The 19630-nt window shown below is 61.4% G+C and carries 9 protein-coding genes; 5 read left to right on the top strand and 4 right to left on the bottom strand.

Annotation, left to right across the window (positions count from 1 at the left end):
• Positions 1-15 precede the first annotated feature (15 nt).
• Positions 16-783 carry a hypothetical protein gene (locus HHL09_RS19230; RefSeq protein ID WP_169456251.1) on the bottom strand — a complete coding sequence of 256 codons (768 nt, stop codon included), beginning with the start codon at positions 781-783 and terminating at the stop codon, positions 16-18.
• A 385-nt stretch (positions 784-1168) separates the two neighbouring features.
• Between HHL09_RS19230 and HHL09_RS19225 the strand changes: the two genes are divergently transcribed.
• The 3 genes from HHL09_RS19225 (at position 1169) to HHL09_RS19215 (ending at position 13852) form a co-directional block, all read left to right on the top strand.
• Positions 1169-4996 (top strand): immunoglobulin domain-containing protein, encoded by a 3828-nt coding sequence (locus HHL09_RS19225; RefSeq protein WP_169456250.1) that lies wholly within the window; start codon positions 1169-1171, stop codon positions 4994-4996.
• A 226-nt stretch (positions 4997-5222) separates the two neighbouring features.
• Entirely contained in the window at positions 5223-12779 is a 7557-nt protein-coding gene (locus tag HHL09_RS19220) for an RCC1 domain-containing protein (RefSeq protein WP_169456249.1), read from the top strand.
• A gap of 95 nt (positions 12780-12874) precedes the next feature.
• Positions 12875-13852 (top strand): ABC transporter ATP-binding protein, encoded by a 978-nt coding sequence (locus tag HHL09_RS19215; RefSeq protein ID WP_169456248.1) that lies wholly within the window; start codon positions 12875-12877, stop codon positions 13850-13852.
• A gap of 6 nt (positions 13853-13858) precedes the next feature.
• Here the strand turns inward: HHL09_RS19215 and HHL09_RS19210 are convergent, their stop codons facing one another.
• Genes HHL09_RS19210 through HHL09_RS19200 form a run of 3 tightly spaced genes read right to left on the bottom strand, consistent with a single transcriptional unit; the run spans position 13859 to position 16274 of the window.
• On the bottom strand, positions 13859-14362 hold the full coding sequence (locus HHL09_RS19210; protein ID WP_169456247.1) for a GNAT family N-acetyltransferase: 504 nt from the start codon (positions 14360-14362) through the stop codon (positions 13859-13861).
• A 25-nt stretch (positions 14363-14387) separates the two neighbouring features.
• Positions 14388-15584, bottom strand: coding sequence for a prepilin peptidase (locus HHL09_RS19205; RefSeq protein ID WP_169456246.1), 1197 nt, complete (start codon positions 15582-15584; stop codon positions 14388-14390).
• Positions 15585-15614: 30 nt separating this feature from the next.
• The gene (locus HHL09_RS19200; RefSeq protein WP_169456245.1) at positions 15615-16274 is read right to left on the bottom strand and encodes an arylesterase; all 660 of its coding nucleotides are present in this window, start codon (positions 16272-16274) and stop codon (positions 15615-15617) included.
• Here HHL09_RS19200 and HHL09_RS19195 point away from each other — a divergent pair.
• Positions 16268-17005, top strand: a complete 738-nt coding sequence (locus HHL09_RS19195; protein WP_169456244.1) for an ABC transporter ATP-binding protein — start codon at positions 16268-16270, stop codon at positions 17003-17005. The genes HHL09_RS19200 and HHL09_RS19195 overlap by 7 nt on opposite strands.
• Positions 16992-19547, top strand: a complete 2556-nt coding sequence (locus HHL09_RS19190; protein ID WP_169456243.1) for an ABC transporter permease — start codon at positions 16992-16994, stop codon at positions 19545-19547. The genes HHL09_RS19195 and HHL09_RS19190 overlap by 14 nt, the downstream gene beginning before the upstream one ends.
• The last annotated feature ends 83 nt before the right edge of the window (positions 19548-19630 follow it).

Raw genomic sequence — 19630 nt, 5'->3', positions numbered from 1 at the left:
CACCATCCGGCAAATCTACTTTTTCTCAAGCAACTCGATCTTCTCGCGGACGCCTTCCAGCTCCTTCGCCGCTTCCGGATCGTCCTTCGCCTTCTTTTCGAGCTCCTTTTTCATCCGGTTGAGCTCCTTCTTCTGCTCTTCCTTTACCTTCGCGGCGAACTTCAACTCCTCCTGCTTGTCCTTATCAAAGTCCTTCAGGGCCTTGTAGGGAGTCAGCGGCAGTTTCAACTCTGCAACCAGGGTTGCCATCGATTTCAGGTCGAAACGCGACAGGGACTGCGAAGCGGCACCCGGCTGGGGGCCCAGCTTCACCGCATTGCAGCTGAGGGAAAGCTCCACGCAGCCGAGAGGCTGGCCCTGCTCCGAATAAAAGACGAAGGCGTGGTGTGGCTCGTAGGCTTCCATCACCGGGAAACGCTTCCCGTCGGTGGACGCTGCGGTGAGGACCCGCTTTGCCTGCTCGGGAGTCAGACGGACCTGAGCGGTGGTGAGCGCGGTCAAGGCAGCGACATTCACAAGCGGTTCGCCTTCCTGCAGGATTCCATTCGCGGGACGGCCCAATCCCTGCGGATTTTCCGGTTTCGCTTCGGTCTTGGGAGCATCGGCGGCCACTTCCACGGCTTTTCCATGGATGTCCCCTTCAACGGGGTCCCTCAGCACGTAACCGACGCAGTAGGCATACGGGGGAATCAGCTCCGCCGCCTTGACGGGAGCCGCTTCCTCGGCCCGGAGGAGCCCGGAACCGAGGGAAATAAGAACCAAAAGCCGGTGGCAGAGACGCATGCGGAAACCGATACCGGCTCCGCCCGGGAAGGAAACAAGAAATCCCCATCGGACGCGCCTTCCGAGGTGGGCGGAATTGCCCGGATCGGACACGATTTCCCTCCGGAAACCGGGATCCCGAGGATGGTTTCACCCGGCTCCGGCGAGCGCCGCCCCGCGTTCTTCTGAAGCCCCGAAATGATTCCCGGACCTGCCCGATCTGGGCCAAATCTGTAATCATCTTTGTCAAACCTGCTATGACAGGAGGATGCGGCCGTAGCCACATTTGGGATTGTTGACGCCAAGTCACGGGCGTTTGTGGAACGTAAGACAGTCTGGACGGAACGGCTCACCTCCCAAGGCGCGGCCTCCGCATAAACCCCTGTCGAACCCAAGCCGCTAACCCATGACACTTACAACCCGATTAACCTGTACTAGCATTGCCTCCCTGCTAGCCGGATTCACGATCACCCCTTCCACATCGGAAGCCGCCCAGTTGGCCTACGAGGGATTCGACTATGCCGCCGGCGCTGGAAACCTGACCGGGAATACCGGCGGCTTCGGCTGGGGCAGCGTCTGGCAGACTGTCAACAACGGCAGCGCCGACGTCGTCGACGGCAGTCTCGTCGCGGGAGCCAGCTCACCGACCGGATACGACCTGCTTTCGACCGGTGCCAGCAACAACTTGCCGAGCAACCGCCGCGTGGGCCGCAAGCTCGACACCTCCGCAAGCGGCCCCTTCGGTGCTGCCGGATATCGCGACGCCAATGGCCTCATCGGTGCCACCGGCAAGACGATCTACCTCAGCTTCGTCCAGCAGCCGAATGGCACCAGCGCCTACTACGAGTTCGAGTTCCACCGCGGGGACCTCGGAGATGGCGGGCGGATCGGCGGCATTGGAAACGACCAGGGCGGCGACAACGTGAACCTGCGCGCGCCCAATGGCACCCACACCTTGATCGGCCCTGGCACCACCGAGGCAAACTTCTACGTCGTCCGGATCGACTTCAAGGATGGCAACGACGACGTTTACGTTTACCGCAATCCGACGTCACTGACCGAACCAGGGGTGCCTACCCTGACCCGCCTTGGCGCGGCAGACATGTCCTTCGACGGCCTGTCCTTCGGTGCGTTCAACAACGACCGCACTGTCTCGCACGACGAAGTCCGCTTGGGCGAAAGCTGGGCAGACGTCGTGGTTCCACCGGTTTCGCAGCCCACCTTCGCGCAGCAACCGCGTTCCTCGACGAGCTACGCTGGCGGCACCGTGGAGCTGAAGGCACGGGCAAGCGGCAATCCCCTGCCCTCTTACCAGTGGTTCAAGGGTAGCAACCCGATCTCCGGCGCGACCGGTGCTACCCTTACCCTCTCCAACATTCAAGCCGGCGATGCGGGACTGTATCATGTCACGGCCACGAACTCGCAAAACACGGCGACTTCCGAGAATGCCCAGGTGACCGTGCAGACGACGCCAACCGGCCTGCTGGCTTACGAGGGCTTCGACTACAATACCGGCTCCGGCAATCTTCCGGGAAAAGTCGGCGGCCTCGGCTGGAGCGCGGCTTGGACCCCCGTCAACGGCGGTGGCTCCGGCGTGAATGCCGGCAACCTGGCGGCCGGAAGCAATGCGCCCGGCGGCTACGACGCTCAATCGCTCGGCAACAGCAACTTCATGCCGAACAACCAGCGCGACGGCCGCTTGCTGGACACCTCTCCCGGTGGACGCTTCGGTGCCGCAGGCTATGTCGATGGCAGCGGCAACATCGGTGCCGATGGAAAAACGATCTACATCAGCTTCCTCCAGCAACCCGACGGAACGAGCTTGTTCTATGAGTTCGAGTTCCACCGCGGCGACCTTGGCGACCCGGGACGCATCGGCGGTGTCGGCAATGACACCATGGCTGCCAATGTGACGCTGCGCACGGCTGGCACCCAGACCCTCATCGGCCCGGGTAGCACCGCGGTGAACCTCTACGTCGTGCGCATCGACTTCAAGCCGGGCAACGATGACGTCTACGTCTATCAGAACCCGCTATCCTCCTCCGAGCCCGCCATCCCGACGCTCGCGAAGATCGACGCTTCCGACATGTCCTTCAACGGCATCTCGCTCGCGGCCTTCGTTAACAACCGTACGGTGAAGCATGACGAAATCCGAATCGGCCAATCGTGGTCGGATGTGGTCTTCGGCACCAGCCGCCGCGAGCTGACCTGGGTAGGCAATGGCACCACCAACGCCTGGAACACCAGCGCCGCCAACTGGACCGCCGGCACCGGTGCCACCACCTTCGCGAATGGCGATGCGGTAACCTTCGACGACTCCGGCTCCGCCACTCCGGCGGTGAATGTTCCCGCGAACGTCGAGACCGCACTCCTCACCGTGAACAACGACACGGTGGACTACACGATCAACGGCCCCGGCTCGATCGCGTCCTCCGGCGCACTCACCAAGTCCGGCAGCGGCGCACTCACCTTGAATGCCCCGGCAAGCTTCGGCAACGCGGTGGTGGTCAACAACGGTTCGCTCACCCTCGGTGGCACCGCCACGGCAGGCGGCGACCTCAAGGTGGAATTCGGGGACACGACGCTGAGCGGGGAGAACACCTTCACCGGCAGCATGAGCGCCAACAATGGCACCCACGTTCTGAGCGGCACCAATACCTTCTCCGGCTTGGTAGGCGTGAATGCCAACTTCACCATCACCGGCACCACGAACATCACCGGCACCGGTGGCACCGCGATCTACATTGGCAATCTCGGTGGAGCAAACTCCACCGTGACCATCGAGAACGGTGGTTCGCTGACGATGACCGGCGCCTTCAATGACGCCTGGGTGATCGGCCGTGATGGCGGCAGTGGCTCCTTCGTCCAGAACGGGGGCACGGTCACCTACAATCCGACCAACCGGGGTGAAGCCTTCATCGGCGCAGCGGCGAACGGCGGCACGACCGCCAGCTACGAGATGAATGGCGGCACGCTGGAAATGAGCGCGAAGCGCCTCGGTCTCAGCATCGGACCGATCGTCTCGACGCTGACCCACAACGGGGGTGCGATCAACGTGCGCCAGCTCGATCTGGGGGCCAACCTCAATAGCGGCACCGGCATCTACAACCTCAACAATGGTGTGATCACGATCGGTGCAGGCGGCATTACCACCGCCACCCAGCTCTATGAGATCAATCTCGCGGGCGGCACGATCGCTGCAGCGGACAACTGGAGCACGCTGATGGCGATGGAACTCACGACGGGTCCCGTCACCATCAACACCGCGGACAAGAAGATCGGCCTCTATGGCGCGCTCACCGGCACCGGCAGCTTGGTCAAGAACGGCACCGGCACTCTGGTGATGACCGGCTTGAACGATTACACCGGAGCCACCACCATCAATGCGGGCACCCTCGCGGGCTTCGGCAATAGCGATCAGTCCGCCCTGAGCGTCGCATCCGGCGCGACCCTCGCCCCCGGTGATCCGGATAGCTCGCCGATCGGCAGCTTCATCGCTCCATCGATCAGCCTCGCCGCTGGCTCGACGCTGGCGCTGGAAATCGACAGCACCTCGGACTTCGCCGACCAAGTGGCCGTGATGGGGAGCATGAACATCTCCGGAGCGAATGTCAGCTTCAGTGAAATCGGTGCAGGTATCGTCCCCGCCGGCACCCGCCTCGTGATCATCGATTATAGCTCGGGTTCGCTGATCGGCACCTTCGCTGGCTATCCGGACGGCGCGACCGTTACCGTGGGAGCGAATACGTTCACGCTCGATTACACCGACTCGAACTGCGTGACCCTGACCTCGACCACCACCCAGACCCCTTACATGGCTTGGGCGGAATCGAAGGGACTCGATGACTCCCCGGGCAAGGAATCCGGCTTCGACGTGGATCCGGATCAGGATGGAATCGCCAACGGCCTCGAGTGGGTCCTCGGCGGCGATCCGCTGGCGAACGATGCCGCCTCGCTGGTTACCGTGGCCGGCAGTGCTGCCAATGGCCTGACGCTGAGCTTCACCCGCGAGGAAAGCTCGATCGGCAACGTGCTGCTGGATGTGCAATGGGATGCCGATCTGGATGGAAACTGGACCGATGTCCCGGTGACCCAAGCGGGCGGCCCTGCCGCCAACGGGGTAACCGTCACCGTGAACCAGGCAGCCACGCCTGACACCGTGGAAGTCCACATCCCGGCTTCCAATGCCGTGGGCGGCAAACTGTTCGGACGCTTCCACGCGAACGAACCCTGATCGCAGAACTATTCACCCGTAGGTTATTTTACGGGTTCTTGGGAAAGAAGGGGGCGCACCCAGCGCCCCCTTCTTGTTTTTTTGCGGAGTCGGAAAAACGACCGGCCGCCCACTTCATCAAATGAGACAAGTTACGATTCCGCAACAAATCGTCTGTCTATGTGATAATTTCGCGAAGCCAGCATGAAGTTCTAGCCTCTACCTTACGCTAGGGTTACACCGCGGAGTGCACGTCTCTCAACTAGCCGCTCTCCTTCTCCTGCCTGGTGTGGCAACGGCAGCTCCGCTCATCACCCAGAGCCCAGGACCACAGACGGTAGAAGCTGGCGACCATGCGGTTCTATCCGTGGTCGCTTCGGGAGGCACCCTTTCCTATCAATGGTATCGCGGGCCGGCAGGCGATGTTTCCTCGCCGGTTTCCGGAGCGACCGGTCCGCTGCTGGTGAGCCAGCCCGTTCAGGAAAGTGCAACTTTCTGGGTCAGGGTCACGGATGACACCGGCTCGGCGGACCGTTCCGCCGCGGTGACGGTGACGACTCCCGTGTCCGGAGTCTTGAAAGGGATGGGCAACAATAGCTCGGGACAGCTGGGCGGAAACATCACAACCAAGCGGATCAGCCCCCTGCCGATTGCCACGGACGTGACCCGAGTCTGGACCAACTCCGCGTACAATGGCGGCCACACCCTGTTCCTGAAAAGCGACTCCAGCCTATGGGCGCTGGGATACAATTCGAATGGGCAGCTCGCTGATGGGACCCTCTCGAGACGGGAGAATCCCGTCCAAGTGATGAGCGACATTCTGCAAGCCGCAGCCGGAGGATTCCACAGCCTGATCTTGAAAACCGATGGCGTCGCTTGGGGCGCAGGCCTGAACAGCGATGGCCAACTGGGGATCGGGAGCAATCTCTACGACTCACCCCCCAAGGAAATCATGAGTGGCGTGGTACAGGTGGCAGCGGGCACCAGCCATAGTCTTTTCCTCAAACGCGATGGAACACTCTGGTCAGCTGGCTATAACAACTATGGACAACTGGGCGACGGCACCAATACGACCCGGAAAGCGCCTGTGCAGATCGCTGAGGGGGTCGCAAGCGTATCTACCAGCTCGAATCACAATCTTCTGGTCAAGGCCGATGGAACCCTGTGGGCATGGGGGAACAACAATCGCGGGCAGCTCGGCGATGGCAGTATTGCCACGAACAACTCACCCAAGCTGATCGCCACGACTGTCACGGACTGCGAAGCAGGTGACGAACACAGCTTGTTCCAGAAGGCCGATGGAAGCTGGTGGGCCATGGGTGGCAATTCGAGCGGCGCTCTGGGAGACGGAAGCGTCGTTCTCTACCGTAACAACCCTGTCAGTATCGGCAGTGACATCATCCGCGCCGCAGCGGGCGAAGACTCTAGCATCCTCCTGAAAATCGATGGAACGCTGTCTTTCACCGGATCTAACACCTTTGGCAAATTCGGAGACGGCACCACGATCGGAGCTTTCAGTGGCCAACCCAAAGCGACCTCAAACCATGCAATCCGGATGGCAGCGGCAGGACAAACGAGCCTCTTCATTGATGCCACTCCTGTCATCATCCAGCAGCCGCTGGATCAGGCGATTCTCCTTGGTGGGTCCGCGACCCTCGCGGTCACCGCGGAAGATCCGGAGACTCTTTCCTACCAATGGTATCAAGGCCAGCAGGGCGACACCTCCTCGCCTCTCGCCACCACCCCGGACTTCACGACCCCATCACTCACGGTCGATACGCCCTACTGGATCCGGATCGCGAATGCAGAAGGCCTGACCGACAGCAGAACCGTCTGGGTAAAAATCGCCAGCACTCCCGTCATTCAAGCCGGGCCCGTCGCCACGGCCACGCGCGCGGGTGAGGGAGCAGTGCTATCCGCGAATGCTACCGGCGGCGCGCTTTCCTACCAGTGGTACCAAGGCAGCAGCGGGAACACCACCACCCCTGTCCCCGGTGCCACGGGAGCGGTGCTGGTGGTGCCACCGCTATTCGAAAGCCGCAGCTTCTGGGTTCGCGCCAGCAACCTTGCCGGTAACGCCGATACCGCCTCCGCGGAGGTCACGGTTATCCAAGTTCCAGCTGCCTCGCTCAGGGGAATGGGATCGAACAGCAGCGGCCGACTTGCCAATGGTGACGCCTCCATCCGTTACTTTCCGGACTTTTCGTCTTATCCCGTGATCGGCTTCGATGGCGGCTGGGACTTCAGCCTTCTTCTCAAGCCCGATCATGGTCTTTGGTGGGCTGGCTATCCTAGGGGAAGCAGCCCGGTTCAAATCGGCTCTGGGGTCATCCATTCTTCCGCCGGAAGAAATCACGGCCTCTTCCTGAAACAGGATTTCACCCTCTGGGGAATCCAAGGCAACAGCGGAGGACAGCTGGGAGATGGCACCACAACTACCCAATCCACAGCCGTTCAGATCGCCACCGGCGTTGCCCGGATCGCGGCGGGTGAAAATTTCACCCTGTTCATCAAGACCGACGGAACCCTGTGGGCCTGCGGTATCAACAGCACGGGCCAATTTGGAAATGGTTCCTATGAATCCAGCCGGGTGCCAGTGCTCATCAATCATGGGGTGACGGATGTCGTGGCCGGAAGGTCCCACGCTCATTTCCTGAAGACCGATGGAACGCTCTGGGCCAGCGGCTCCAACGCGGAGTCCCAACTCGGTGATGGCACAAGCGTCATGGAACGCTTGTTACCCATCCAGATCGCCAGCGACGTGAAGCGCCTAGCTGGTGGTGAAAACCACACGCTGTATCTGAAAAATGACGGAAGCCTGTGGGCCACGGGCGGCTCCGGGAGCGGAGTTCTTCCCAAGAAGATCGCAGCGTCCGGAGTGACCCGCATGGCTGCCGGTGGCGGACACAGCCTTTTCCTGAAGGAGGATGGCACGCTCTGGGGCTCAGGCGACGATACCTATGGTGAGTTGGGCGATGGTGGTTCGCCCACTCCGCGCCCTGACCCTATCCTCATCGCAAGTGATGTGCTTGATGTCGGCGCCGGGAACGACCACAGCCTTTTCTCCGACCGGAAGCCGGGCATCAGCAGTCAGCCCGCAAGCGCTCTCATCTCCATGGGAACGACGACGACCCTGTCCGTCACGGCCGCAGGTGAAGGACCATTTTCTTACCAGTGGTATGCCGGCGCGAGCGGTGAAACGGCTCACCCCTATCCGGGTGAAACAGGTCCCAGCTTCACGACTTTCCCCATCGCGAATGTAAGCAACTTCTGGGTGCAGGTGAGCAACCCCCATGGCACCTGGAACAGCAATACGGCGACCATCAGCGCTGTAGTGGAGCCCACGATCTTGACTCAACCGGTCAACCAAACGGCGGCAAGCGGGCGCAATGTAGCCTTCTCCGTAGTAGGCAGCGGCCTCGGGATGACCTACCAATGGTATCTTGGGCAACCGGGTGACACCTCTGCTCCGGTTGCCGGTGCCACGAGCTCCTTTTTTGTCACACCGCCTCTGAACGGCAGCCAGACCTACTGGGTACGGATCAAGAACCCCGCGGGAAGCGTGGATAGCATCGCAACTACGGCGACCGCACCGGAAATCATTCCATCCGTCCTCGCTGCAAGCGGCAGTGACGCTTACGGGCAGATCGGCAACGGGACGCCCTTGGCAAACGTATTTTCCTTCACGGACATCGCCCAACGGGTGGTCCATATGTCCGCGGCAGAAACCCATAGTCTCTTTGTGACTGACCACGGCGAGCTGTGGGGCATGGGTTCCAACATCCATCAGCAACTCGGCGGATATCCATCAAGTCCCCGTTCATCCCCGGTAAAGTTAGCGGACAATGTCGTGCAAGCCTACGCGGGCAGGTATTCGAGTCATTTCCTGAAGGAAGACGGAAGCCTCTGGACCATGCCTTTCTCCTATTTTTCCAACGGAGCTGCCCCGGTCCAAATCGCCACTGGGGTGGCTCAAGCATCGGCCGGGGAAGGTTACATCCTATACATCACCACGAACGGAAACTTGTGGCAGGCTGGGAACCCGGGCTCCTTCCCTGGCAATTTCGGCACCAAGTCAAACATCGACACCAGGGTTCTGCGCTGTTCAGCCGGGCCACGACATTTTCTCTACATCAAGGCGGACGGCACTGCTTGGGGACGGGGGGAGAACACCTACGGACAGCTCGGCCAACCGAATCAACTCACCGCCAATTCTTCCATACAAATGATGAACGGGAACACCCCGCTCCTCGCGAGCGACGTGGCGGCAGGAGAGGCCCACAGCCTGCTCCTAGCAAGCAACGGGGGAACCGTATGGGTGACCGGTCGCAACAATTCGGGACAATTGGGAACGGGCAATCTCACTAGCCGAACCTCGTGGGGAGCTATTTCCCTCAACTCCGTGGCCGCGGTTTTCGCAGGCGGAGAACAGAGCTTCTTCCTGCAATCCCAAGGAGTCCTCATGGGAACCGGTCGCGGTAGCTCGGGCCAATTCGGAAACCAGATCAACAGCAATCGCTCGACCCCGGGACAGATTGCCACATCGGTAACGCAAGTGGCGGCAGGGAACACACACACTTTGATCGGGATCGGAAGACCGCTGATCAAATCTCAGAGCCTTCTAGTCGGCGCAGCATCAGGCCAAACGGCAACCCTCTCCGTAAGTGCAACCGGCTTTCCCAACCTGAGCTACCGCTGGTATGCGGGTGAGAGTGGAAACACTTCCCAGCTAATCTCCGGAGCAAACGCCGCGAGCTACACTACTCCTCCTTTCTCCGGACCCGCGTCCTACTGGGTCCGCGTCACCGGACCTGCGGGCAGCGTGAACAGCCAGACGATCCGCGTCTTCGAGCTTACAGTTCCGGAATTTCTCAAGCAGCCGCAGGAGAGAAGCACTGCCGCAGGCCTGACCGCGATTCTCAGCGCGGACGCCGGCGGCGGCGAGATCGTTTATCAGTGGTACTACGGCCTGCCGGGAGATACTTCCAATCCCGTGCCGGGAGGAACCTCCGCGACACTCGAAACACCTCCGCTCGCTTCCACCACCACCTTCTGGGTCAAGGCGAGCAATGCCGCGGGCTCCACCAACAGCCAGGCGGTCACCGTCACCGTGGTTCCAGGGGTGATGATCTCCTTCGGTAGCAATGCCCATGGCCAACTCGGCGCGGGATCCATCACGGAACACACCTCGCCCTTACAGATTGCGGGGGGCGGGAGCTCGGTCGTCGGAGGGAATACCCGGACCCTCCTGCTCAAGAATGATGGAACACTCTGGGGTGCCGGCTCGAATAGCTACTACGCGCTAGGAACGCCTTCGGGAGAGGATCTCACAAGCTTCTCCCAGATCGACAGCCATGTGGACTCGGTTGACAGCGGTTCCCTCTACAGCATGTATCTGAAAACCGATGGCACGCTGTGGGCCATGGGCTACTTTGATTGGACCGTCAATGGCATGATCCTCAGTGAAGTGCCGGTCCAAGTGGCCAGCGGTGTCGTAAAGTTCTCGGCCGGTGACAATCACTTCTTCTACATCGATGCCGAAGGCACCCTCCACGGCGCGGGCGACAACTTCTGGGGACAGTTGGGAGATGGCAGCCGAATTGATCGCGAGGTACCAGTGATGATCGCGACCGGCGTGGCAGATGTGGCGGCAGGCAGCAATCACACGCTCTTCCTCAAGCAAGACGGCACTCTGTGGGGGACGGGCTGGAATCCCTTTGGACAAGTCGGCACCGGCAGTGACGAAACCATTGACGGAACCCCGATGCTGGTCACCAGCGCGGTGAGCAAGATTTACACCGGGCGTGCCCACAGCTTCCTGATCAAGACAGACGGCTCCCTGTGGGGCATGGGAGCGAATAGCTACGGGCAATTGGGCCTCGGCAACACGAGTTCTCAGGATACCCCTGTTCAAATCGATACCGGTGTCGCCCTCGCTTCGGCTGGTGGCGATCACAGCATCTACCTCAAGAATGATGGCACCCTGATGACCATGGGAAGCAACACCAGTGGCCAACTTGGAAATGGCGGCTACCAGAACAGCCTCACTCCTATCGTTCTCGCACAAGACGTCGTCCACGCCGACGCGGACAGCGAGAGCAGCTATTTCATCAAGACGGGTGGCACGGTATGGGCAACCGGAGCGAACACGAGAGGCGAGTTCGGCAACGGCGTTTCCTCCTACCAAGCGGTTCCCACGATCATCGAGCAGGACGCGGTGGCAAAGGTCGCGGTCGGTCCGAACCATAGTTTCTTCATCAAGTCGGACGGGCAACTCTTCGGCATGGGGCGGAACATCACCGGACAACTCGGAGACGGGACGAATGGAACACGCTTCAGCCCGGTATCCATCGCCAGCGGAGTAGCGGACCTTTCCACTTCCGGCTCCCATACCTTGATCTTGAAAACTGACAAGACGCTCTGGGCCACCGGAGCCAATGACGCGGGCCAACTGGGAGACGGAACCCGCATCGATCGGAACACCCCGGTTCAGGTCGCCACGAATGTCATCGCCGCCACGGCCGGCGGGGAATTCAGCCTCTTCCTGAAAGACGATGGCAGCCTCTGGGGCATGGGCGATACCTACGGCGGCCAGCTTGCGGCGAGCAGCGGCCTGGTCGCCACACCCAAGCAGCTGGCCACTTCGGTGAAGCGCATGGCCGCAGGAGACAGCCATACCCTCTTCATCAAAACCGACGGCACCCTCTGGGCCATCGGCAGGAACTCGGAGGGACAGTGCTTCAAAAGCTCACTTTCGGGAAGCGACCACATCCCTCGCCAGGTCGCTACTGATGTCATCGACGTCGCCGCCCACGGAAGCCACAGCCTCTACGTGAACACCAGCGGCGAACTGTGGGTCGCGGGGAACAATTTCCTCAATCAGATCGCGCCGGATTCCCTCGGCTATTCTTCGGTCGGAGAACCGGTCAAGATGGCTGACAACGTATCCCGAGTCTGGACCAACGCCTCCGACAGCCTGTTCCTGAAAACGGATGGCAGCCTCTGGCTTATCGGCTTCGGGCTCGGATGGAATGACGACTTGCGCAACCAATGGTATCGCCGCGGCTATCCGCAAAAGATTGCCACCGGCATCGTCTCTGCCGCCAGCAGCGGGTCCCATTCCTTGTTCGTTACGGTCGGCGCGATGATCGGCGAAGCGCCCGAGGACGTCATCGTCCCCGCCGGAACCGCGGCGGAGTTCTCGGTGACCGCCTTGGGAAATGGCCCGATCAGCTATCAGTGGTATCGCGGTGAAAGCGGTGACACTAGCCAGCCCCTCCCCGGTGCAACTTCCCCTACCTTCACTTCGCCAGCCTCCAGCATGCCTCTGCTCTATTGGGTTCGCGTCTCGAACGGACACGGCCATCAGGACAGTCGCGCGGTGATCCATGCCATCGAGGGACTCGGCTACACGGACTATCAGGCCTGGGCTGCGGGCAAAGGCTTGGAGGACATCTCCCCCTATGCCGATCCGGACCACGACGGCCTGACCAACAGGATGGAGCGCTTCCTGAATAGCAATCCGCTCGCCGCAGAACCGGCGCTGCGACCGACGGGCTCCCTCGTCCCCGGGGAAACATCAGGACTCGCGATCACCTTCCGGGCCTCGGAATCCAGCTACTACGAAGTGGAGTGGTCTCCCGACCTGATGACTTGGACGAGAATCAGCGACGTCATCTACCCGCACGTCATCGAGCAGGACCTCGAGGGCGACGGCTCGACCCGCCTCCTGCGCCTGACAAAGCCGATCCAGCCAGGTGAACCTACTGGTTTCCTGCGGCTCACGGTCCCTGAGGACGAGTAGCGCCAGGAAGAGCGGCGCTTTGGCACCGGAAACGCTTCACGAAGAAAAATTCGTGTCATTCCCTCACGCGAAGGTTTGAATCGTTCCAGCACCCGATGCCGCTCCTCGACGTCCGCAATCTCACCACCCGTTTCCACACCCGCAATGGCGTCGTCCATGCCGTGGAAGATGTCTCCTTTTCCGTCGAAGCCGGGCAGACACTCGGCATCGTCGGCGAGTCGGGATCGGGCAAATCGGTCACCTGTTACTCGCTCCTCGGCCTGATTCCCCAGCCTCCCGGCCGGATTCATTCAGGCACCGCGATGTTCGACGGGATCGACCTGCTCAAGGCCACCGGGAAGCAGCTCCGAAAGATCCGCGGCAAGCGGGTCTCGATGATTTTCCAAGATCCGATGACCTCGCTGAACCCGTTCATGCGGGTCCGCGAGCAACTCACCGAGCCACTCGAACTTCACGAGGGCCTCAGCGGCAAGGCCGCCCTCGACCGTGCCATCCAATCGCTGGCGGAAGTCGGCATCGCCGAGCCGGAAACGCGCATCAATTCCTACCCGCACGAATTCTCCGGCGGCATGCGCCAGCGCGTGATGATCGCCATGGCCCTGATCACCCGCCCCGAACTGCTGATCTGCGATGAGCCGACCACCGCTCTTGATGTGACCGTGCAGAAGCAGGTGCTCGATCTGATCCGCGAACGCCAGCGCACGCTCGGCACCGCCGTGATCTTCATCACCCACGACCTGGCCGTGGTCTCTGAAGTCTGCGACTACGTGAATGTAATGTACGCGGGCCGCATCGTCGAAAGCGCGCCAAAGGCCGAGCTCTTCGCCCGTCCGCTGCACGCCTACACCCGCTCGCTGCTGAAGAGCATCCCCGCGATCCATAAGAAGGGTGAGGAACTCTATACCATTCCCGGACTCCCACCGGATCTCGCCCACCCTCCGGCTGGCTGCGCCTTCCGCCCGCGGAATACGCTTGGCAAGGCCGAGCTCTGCCTGACCGAGCAGCGCCCGCCGCTTGCCGACAAAGGCAGCAAACACTTGGTTCAGGACTGCCCGGGCTGCCTCGCCCGATAAGCTCCGTCACGAAGCCGTGATCGCCCAGCGCTCGTGATCGCGCCAGCGGCCGCGCACCTTCAGGTAGCGCGGTGAAAATCCTTCTTTCCTGAAGCCACAGGAAGCGGCCAGGGCGATCGACCCCTCATTGCCCGGTTGGATGTTCGCTTCCAGACGATGCAGCTTCATCGTTTTGAAGGCATGTTTCAGCAGAAGCTGAAGACCCTCACGCATCAGCCCTTTGCGCTCGTGCCCGGCAAAGGCGTAGTAGCCTAGGTAGCCACAGTGAAACATCCCGCGGATCACGTTGCTGATGTTGAAGACCCCTACCAGCTCTTCCGTGTCACGGCGCACCACCAGGAAAGGATAGTAAACCGGAGCCACCATCTTCTCCAGATAGGCCGTGAACTTCGCCTCGCTATCCGGCGCGGCGATGTAGGGCTTGTGCAGCGCCTTGCTCCGTCGCACCGCCTCCGTGAAGGCCTGCATGTCCGATGAAACGGGCGGCCGAATGTAGACGCGGGTTTTCATCACGAAGAGCGAGGTCCACCCGCCGTCACCTTCCGATCATCAGTCCTTCAAAATACCATTGGGCGAGCTTCCAGCCTCCGAACATCCAGATCAGGGAACCGAGGATCAAGAAGGGCCCGAAAGGCAAGGGACGGCCGAAGCCGATGCGGCCGAGCACCGCAGCCAAGATCGCCAGCAGGGAGGCGGCGAAGAGACTGAAGAATACCCCCATCCAGCCGAAGAAGGCACCGATCGTGCCGAGCAGGTGGACATCGCCCATACCCATCGCCTCCCGGGGAATCACGGCGCGCGCCGCTTTGCCATCCAGCGCCTTCAGCTTTTCGATCTCGATGGTCCGGCCATCCGGAAGCTCGATGCCTGTTTCGCGGATCGTGAGCACACCGGCCTTCACCTCTTCTCCGTCCAGACGCAGCTCGCTGCACTCCACGATCAGCCGGTCCGTCTTCCGATAGAAAATATCCCACCAGCCGATGCGTTCGCCGTTCATCTCGAACCAGATCGGATCTTCCTCATTGTCCGGTTCGATCAAGCGCCACTCCACCGGATTGGAAAACTCCATCTTCTTTTTCCCGAAGGCCATCTTTCCCAACCGCACCACCACCCACAATCCGCAGAAGCCGATGATCCAGCCGATCACCGATTGCTTCAATCCGTCCGCGATCAAGGGATCACCGGACGCCCAGCCCGCCATGTCCGGCAGCTTCGGCCACAGTGCGGCCGCCACCAAGCCCGCGATCGACAGGGCCGTGGTAAAGGACAGCGGGATCACCATGTGCTCCGCATCGATGAAAGTGATCGAGACAAAGAGTGCGATCATCAGCCACAGCGGGAATATCACCGCCATTTCCAGCCTCAGAATGGACCCCAAATGCAGGGAATCCCGGACGAACCACCAGACCGCCGCAAAAAGCAGCGCCGTGAGCAATTCCACGGCGAAGTAGCGGAAGGAAATCGGCGCCTTGCAGTTCGAGCACTTGCCGCGCAGCCACAGCCAGCTGAGCAGCGGAATGTTCAGGCTCATGGGAATCGCCGCCTTGCATTTCGGGCAAAAGGAGCGCTTCGGTTCATTCACGGAAAGCCCAAGCGGCACGCGGTAGATCACCACGTTCAGGAAGGAACCGATGCACGCCCCGATGAGGAAGGCGGGCACGAACCAGATGGGATGGGCAAGGGAAGGGAAAATCTGGATCAAGGTGGCGACATTCAAACGCATCCCGATCATTTCGGAAATCCGAAATTTCTCCCGCCCCGCTTAGGGCGCGGCCGCTTTCCCGTCCAGCAGCCCCTGAAGACCCTTCCAAATGTTCTCCGCCACCTTCTCCTGACCTTCCTTGGTCGGGTGGATCCGGTCGGCTTGGTTCAGGGATTCGATCCCGCCGACCCCTTCCAGAAGGAAGGGCACCAGCGCCGCGTCCTTCTCTTTGGCGACCTTCGGGAAGACCTCTTTGAACTCCCCGGTGTACTGCGCGCCCATGTTTTCCGGCATCTGCATGCCCGCAACGAGTACCTTGATATCCGCCTTTTTCGCCCGCGCCTTGTCGATGATGCCGCTCAAGTTGGTCTCGGTCTGCTTCGGAGAAATCCCGCGCAGGCCGTCATTTCCGCCGAGCGCCAAGACGAGGACATCCGCCCCCTGCCCCAGCGCCCAATTGATCCGGCGCAGTCCGCCCGCGGTCGTATCACCGCTGACGCCTGCATTCGTCACCGTGTAGGGCAGCCCCGCGGCATCGATTTTTTTCTGCAGCAGCGCCGGGTAGGCCTCCTGCGGGTCCAGCCCATAGCCCGCCGTGATGCTATCTCCCAGAACAACGACACGCTTCTTCCCGCCGTTTGCATTCTGCGCGGTCGCGGGGAATAGTGCGGAAACGGTTAGTAAAATCAGCCAGAACGCAAAGGTCTTCCAAGATGTCATCTTCTTCCGCCTCCAGCCTGAACCATGAGCCAAGCGCTGTCAAACCGCCCATCCTTGAGGTCCGAGACCTACGGAAGGTCCACCGCACCGCCAGCCATGAACTGACCGTCCTGCGCGACATCAACTTCAGCCTGAAGGAAGGAGACACCTGCGCGATCATCGGCCCCTCCGGCAGCGGCAAGACCACGCTGCTCGGACTCTGCGCCGGTCTGGACGACGCCACCAGCGGCTCCGTTTTGCTCGACGGGCAGGCCATGGAATCGATGACCCAGGACCAGCGGGCCGCGCTCCGGAACCGCCTCGTCGGCTTCGTTTTCCAGAGCTTCCAGCTGATCCCGACCCTCACGGCGGTCGAAAACGTACTGGTTCCGCTGGAACTCCGTGGCGAGACCGGTCGCCAGAAGGACGCGGAAAATCTGCTCGCCCAGGTCGGCCTCGGTGACCGTCTTGATCACTATCCGCTCCAGCTTTCCGGCGGGGAACAGCAGCGCGTCGCGCTTGCCCGGGCCTTCATTCATCGTCCGAAGATCATGTTCGCCGATGAGCCGACCGGGAATCTCGATGCCGAGACCAGCGAGCCCATTGTTGAAATGCTCTTTCGTCTCAATCGCGAGGCAGGCACGGCGCTGGTGCTCGTGACCCACGATCCCGGTCTCGCGGCCAAGGCTCACCGGGTCATCAAGATGAGCGGCGGAAAAATCATCGCGGAGGAAGAACATGCCCTCTCCTGATCCCAAGCCCCTGCCTTCGAACCTGCTGGCCGCGCTTTTCCACCCTTGGACTTGGCGCATGGCTTGGCGCGACAGCCGTTCCCAGCGCGGACGTCTGGCGATCTTCTCGCTGGCGATCGTGTCCGGCATCGCCGCGCTTGTGGCGATCCATTCGCTGAAGCAGAGCGTGCAGACTGGAATCGAGACCCAGGCCAAGGCCCTGTTAGGCTCGGACCTCCAGATATCCTCCCGCCGCGTGATCACCGAAGAGGAGATCGCGAAGGTGAAGGCGATGGCAAAGCAGGTGAGCCAGGAAACCAGCTTCACCTCCATGCTCTTTTTCCCGAAATCGGATGCCGCACGCTTGGTGCAGATCCGCGGGATCGATGGCGGCTATCCTTTCTACGGCGCAGTGGAGACCCAGCCCGCCGACGCATGGAAACGCATGCAGTCCGAGCCCGGCATCCTTCTGGAACCAGCCATGCTCGATCAGTTCCAGTCAAAGACTGGCGATATGGTAAAGCTCGGCGAGCTTGAGCTTCCCATCCTCGGCGTGGTGACCAAGCCCGCCCCTCGCGCCAGCCGTTTCAGCGGCTTCGCACCGGAAGCCTACATGCGCCACGAGGACCTGGCTCGCACCAAGCTGCTCGGCGTCGCCAGCATGAGCTCGCACCTCCTTCATGTGGAACTTCCCGCGGGCACCAATTCCCAGCAGATCAAGGAGCGCATCCGCAGCGAGATCCCGAACAACCCCTGGCAGATCGAAACTCCGGAGAACCGCCGCGAACGCTTGGGAGACGCGCTCGATAACTTCCAGCAGTTCCTCGGCATCATCGCGCTCGCGTCCCTGGTGCTGGGTGCCATCGGCGTGGCCGGTGCCGTGCACGCCCATGTCGCCCGCCGCATACCTACCATTGCGATCCTGCGTTGCCTCGGCTGCCCACGCCATCTCGCCTGCGGGATCTATTTCGTGCAGGCAGGCGTTCTCGGTTTTCTGGGTGCCCTGTTAGGCGCGGGCTTGGGCATCGCCCTGCAGACCGGAGTGCTGGCCTACTTCCACGACAGCATCCCCATATCCGTTTCGCCAAGACCGGAGTGGAGGGTGGTCGCCGAAACCACTGCCTCGGGCTTTGCCGTGTGCTGCGGCTTCGCGCTGCTGCCGCTGCTGAAGATCCGCCGCGTCTCCCCTGCGGCGACCCTGCGCGGCGGAGCCACCTTGGAAGGGCACCCGCTGCGCGCATTACCGGTCTACCTCTTGTTGGGCGGTTTGCTGGTCTTGCTGGCCCTGCACAATGACCCGAATTGGAAACGTTCCCTTTCGATGATCGGCGGACTCACGGCAGCCTTCGCGATCCTCGCGCTCGTCGCCCGCGTGCTCATGTTCATCACCCGGCGCATCGTCAACCCGCGCTGGCCCTATCTTCTGCGCCAAGGCATCTCCAATCTCCATCGCCCACGGAATCAAACCCTCCTCTTCCTTCTTTCCCTAGGACTCGGAACCTTCCTCCTCGTCACCATCCTGCTGACCGGAAACCTCATCCAGCAGCGACTCAACATCACCCAAGGTGCCGAGAGTCCCAATCTCTATCTGGTCGATGTACAGCCGGATCAAGTGGATGGCGTGAAGGAAATCCTCGCCCAACAAAAGCTCCCGCTGCTTGAGAGTTCCCCGATGGTGACCATGCGCGTCGAGTCGGTGCGCGGCATTCCCGTCCGCGACGCTCCGAATGTCCCACGCTGGGTCGCGCGCCGCGAATTCCGCTCCACTTACCGCGACTACCTCAACCCCACCGAGACCCTCATCGCTGGCGAATGGAACAAGTCGCCCGCCGAACCCGGCAAGCCGGTGCCCCTTTCGCTCGAAGAGCAGATCGCAAAGGACATGAACGTTGGTATCGGCGATGAAATGACACTGGATGTCCAGGGAGTCTCCATCCCGGCAAAGATCACCAGCCTGAGAAAGGTCGACTGGAGCCGCTTCAATCTGAACTTCTTCATGGTCTTCCCGCCCGGTGTCCTCGAGGACGCCCCGGGCTTCCACGTCGTCACCACGAAGACTCCTTCCGCCTCGGCATCCGGGGAGCTTCAGCGCGCATTGGTGAAGGACTACGCCAACGTCTCTGCCATCGACCTGACCCTCATCCTTCAAACGGTGCAGGACATCCTCGGGAAGATCTCGGCGGTCGTTTCCGTGCTCGCTGGCTTCACGGTCCTAGCAGGTCTCCCCATCTTGATCGGCACCCTCCTGAACGGCCGCGATGTCCGGCTGCGGGAAAGCGTGCTGCTCCGCACCCTTGGCGCCTCCGCCAGACAGGTTCGCACCATCCTCGTCATCGAGTACGCCACTCTCGGGCTGCTCTCGGCACTCACCGGCGTGCTGCTCGCGGTCGCCGCGAATAGCGCCCTCGCCATCCTGCTCTTCAAGGCATCCCCTTGGCCGGATCCGTGGTTGTTGGCAGGTGCCTTCGCCACGTCCACCACCATCTCCATCGCCGGCGGACTGGCGCTCAGCCGCGGGGTTTGCAATCACCCCCCCTTGGAGATCCTTCGCAGCGGTGTCTAACAAGGCAGGATGCTCCTCAACTTCGCATTTTCCCGTCTTTCCCTAACAAATAGCGTGATCACGTAAGCCATCCCTCCGCGATC

This window comes from Luteolibacter luteus (assembly GCF_012913485.1).
GTDB classification, from domain to species: Bacteria; Verrucomicrobiota; Verrucomicrobiia; order Verrucomicrobiales; family Akkermansiaceae; genus Haloferula; species Haloferula lutea.
This window is presented reverse-complemented; position numbering and strand designations above follow the sequence as displayed.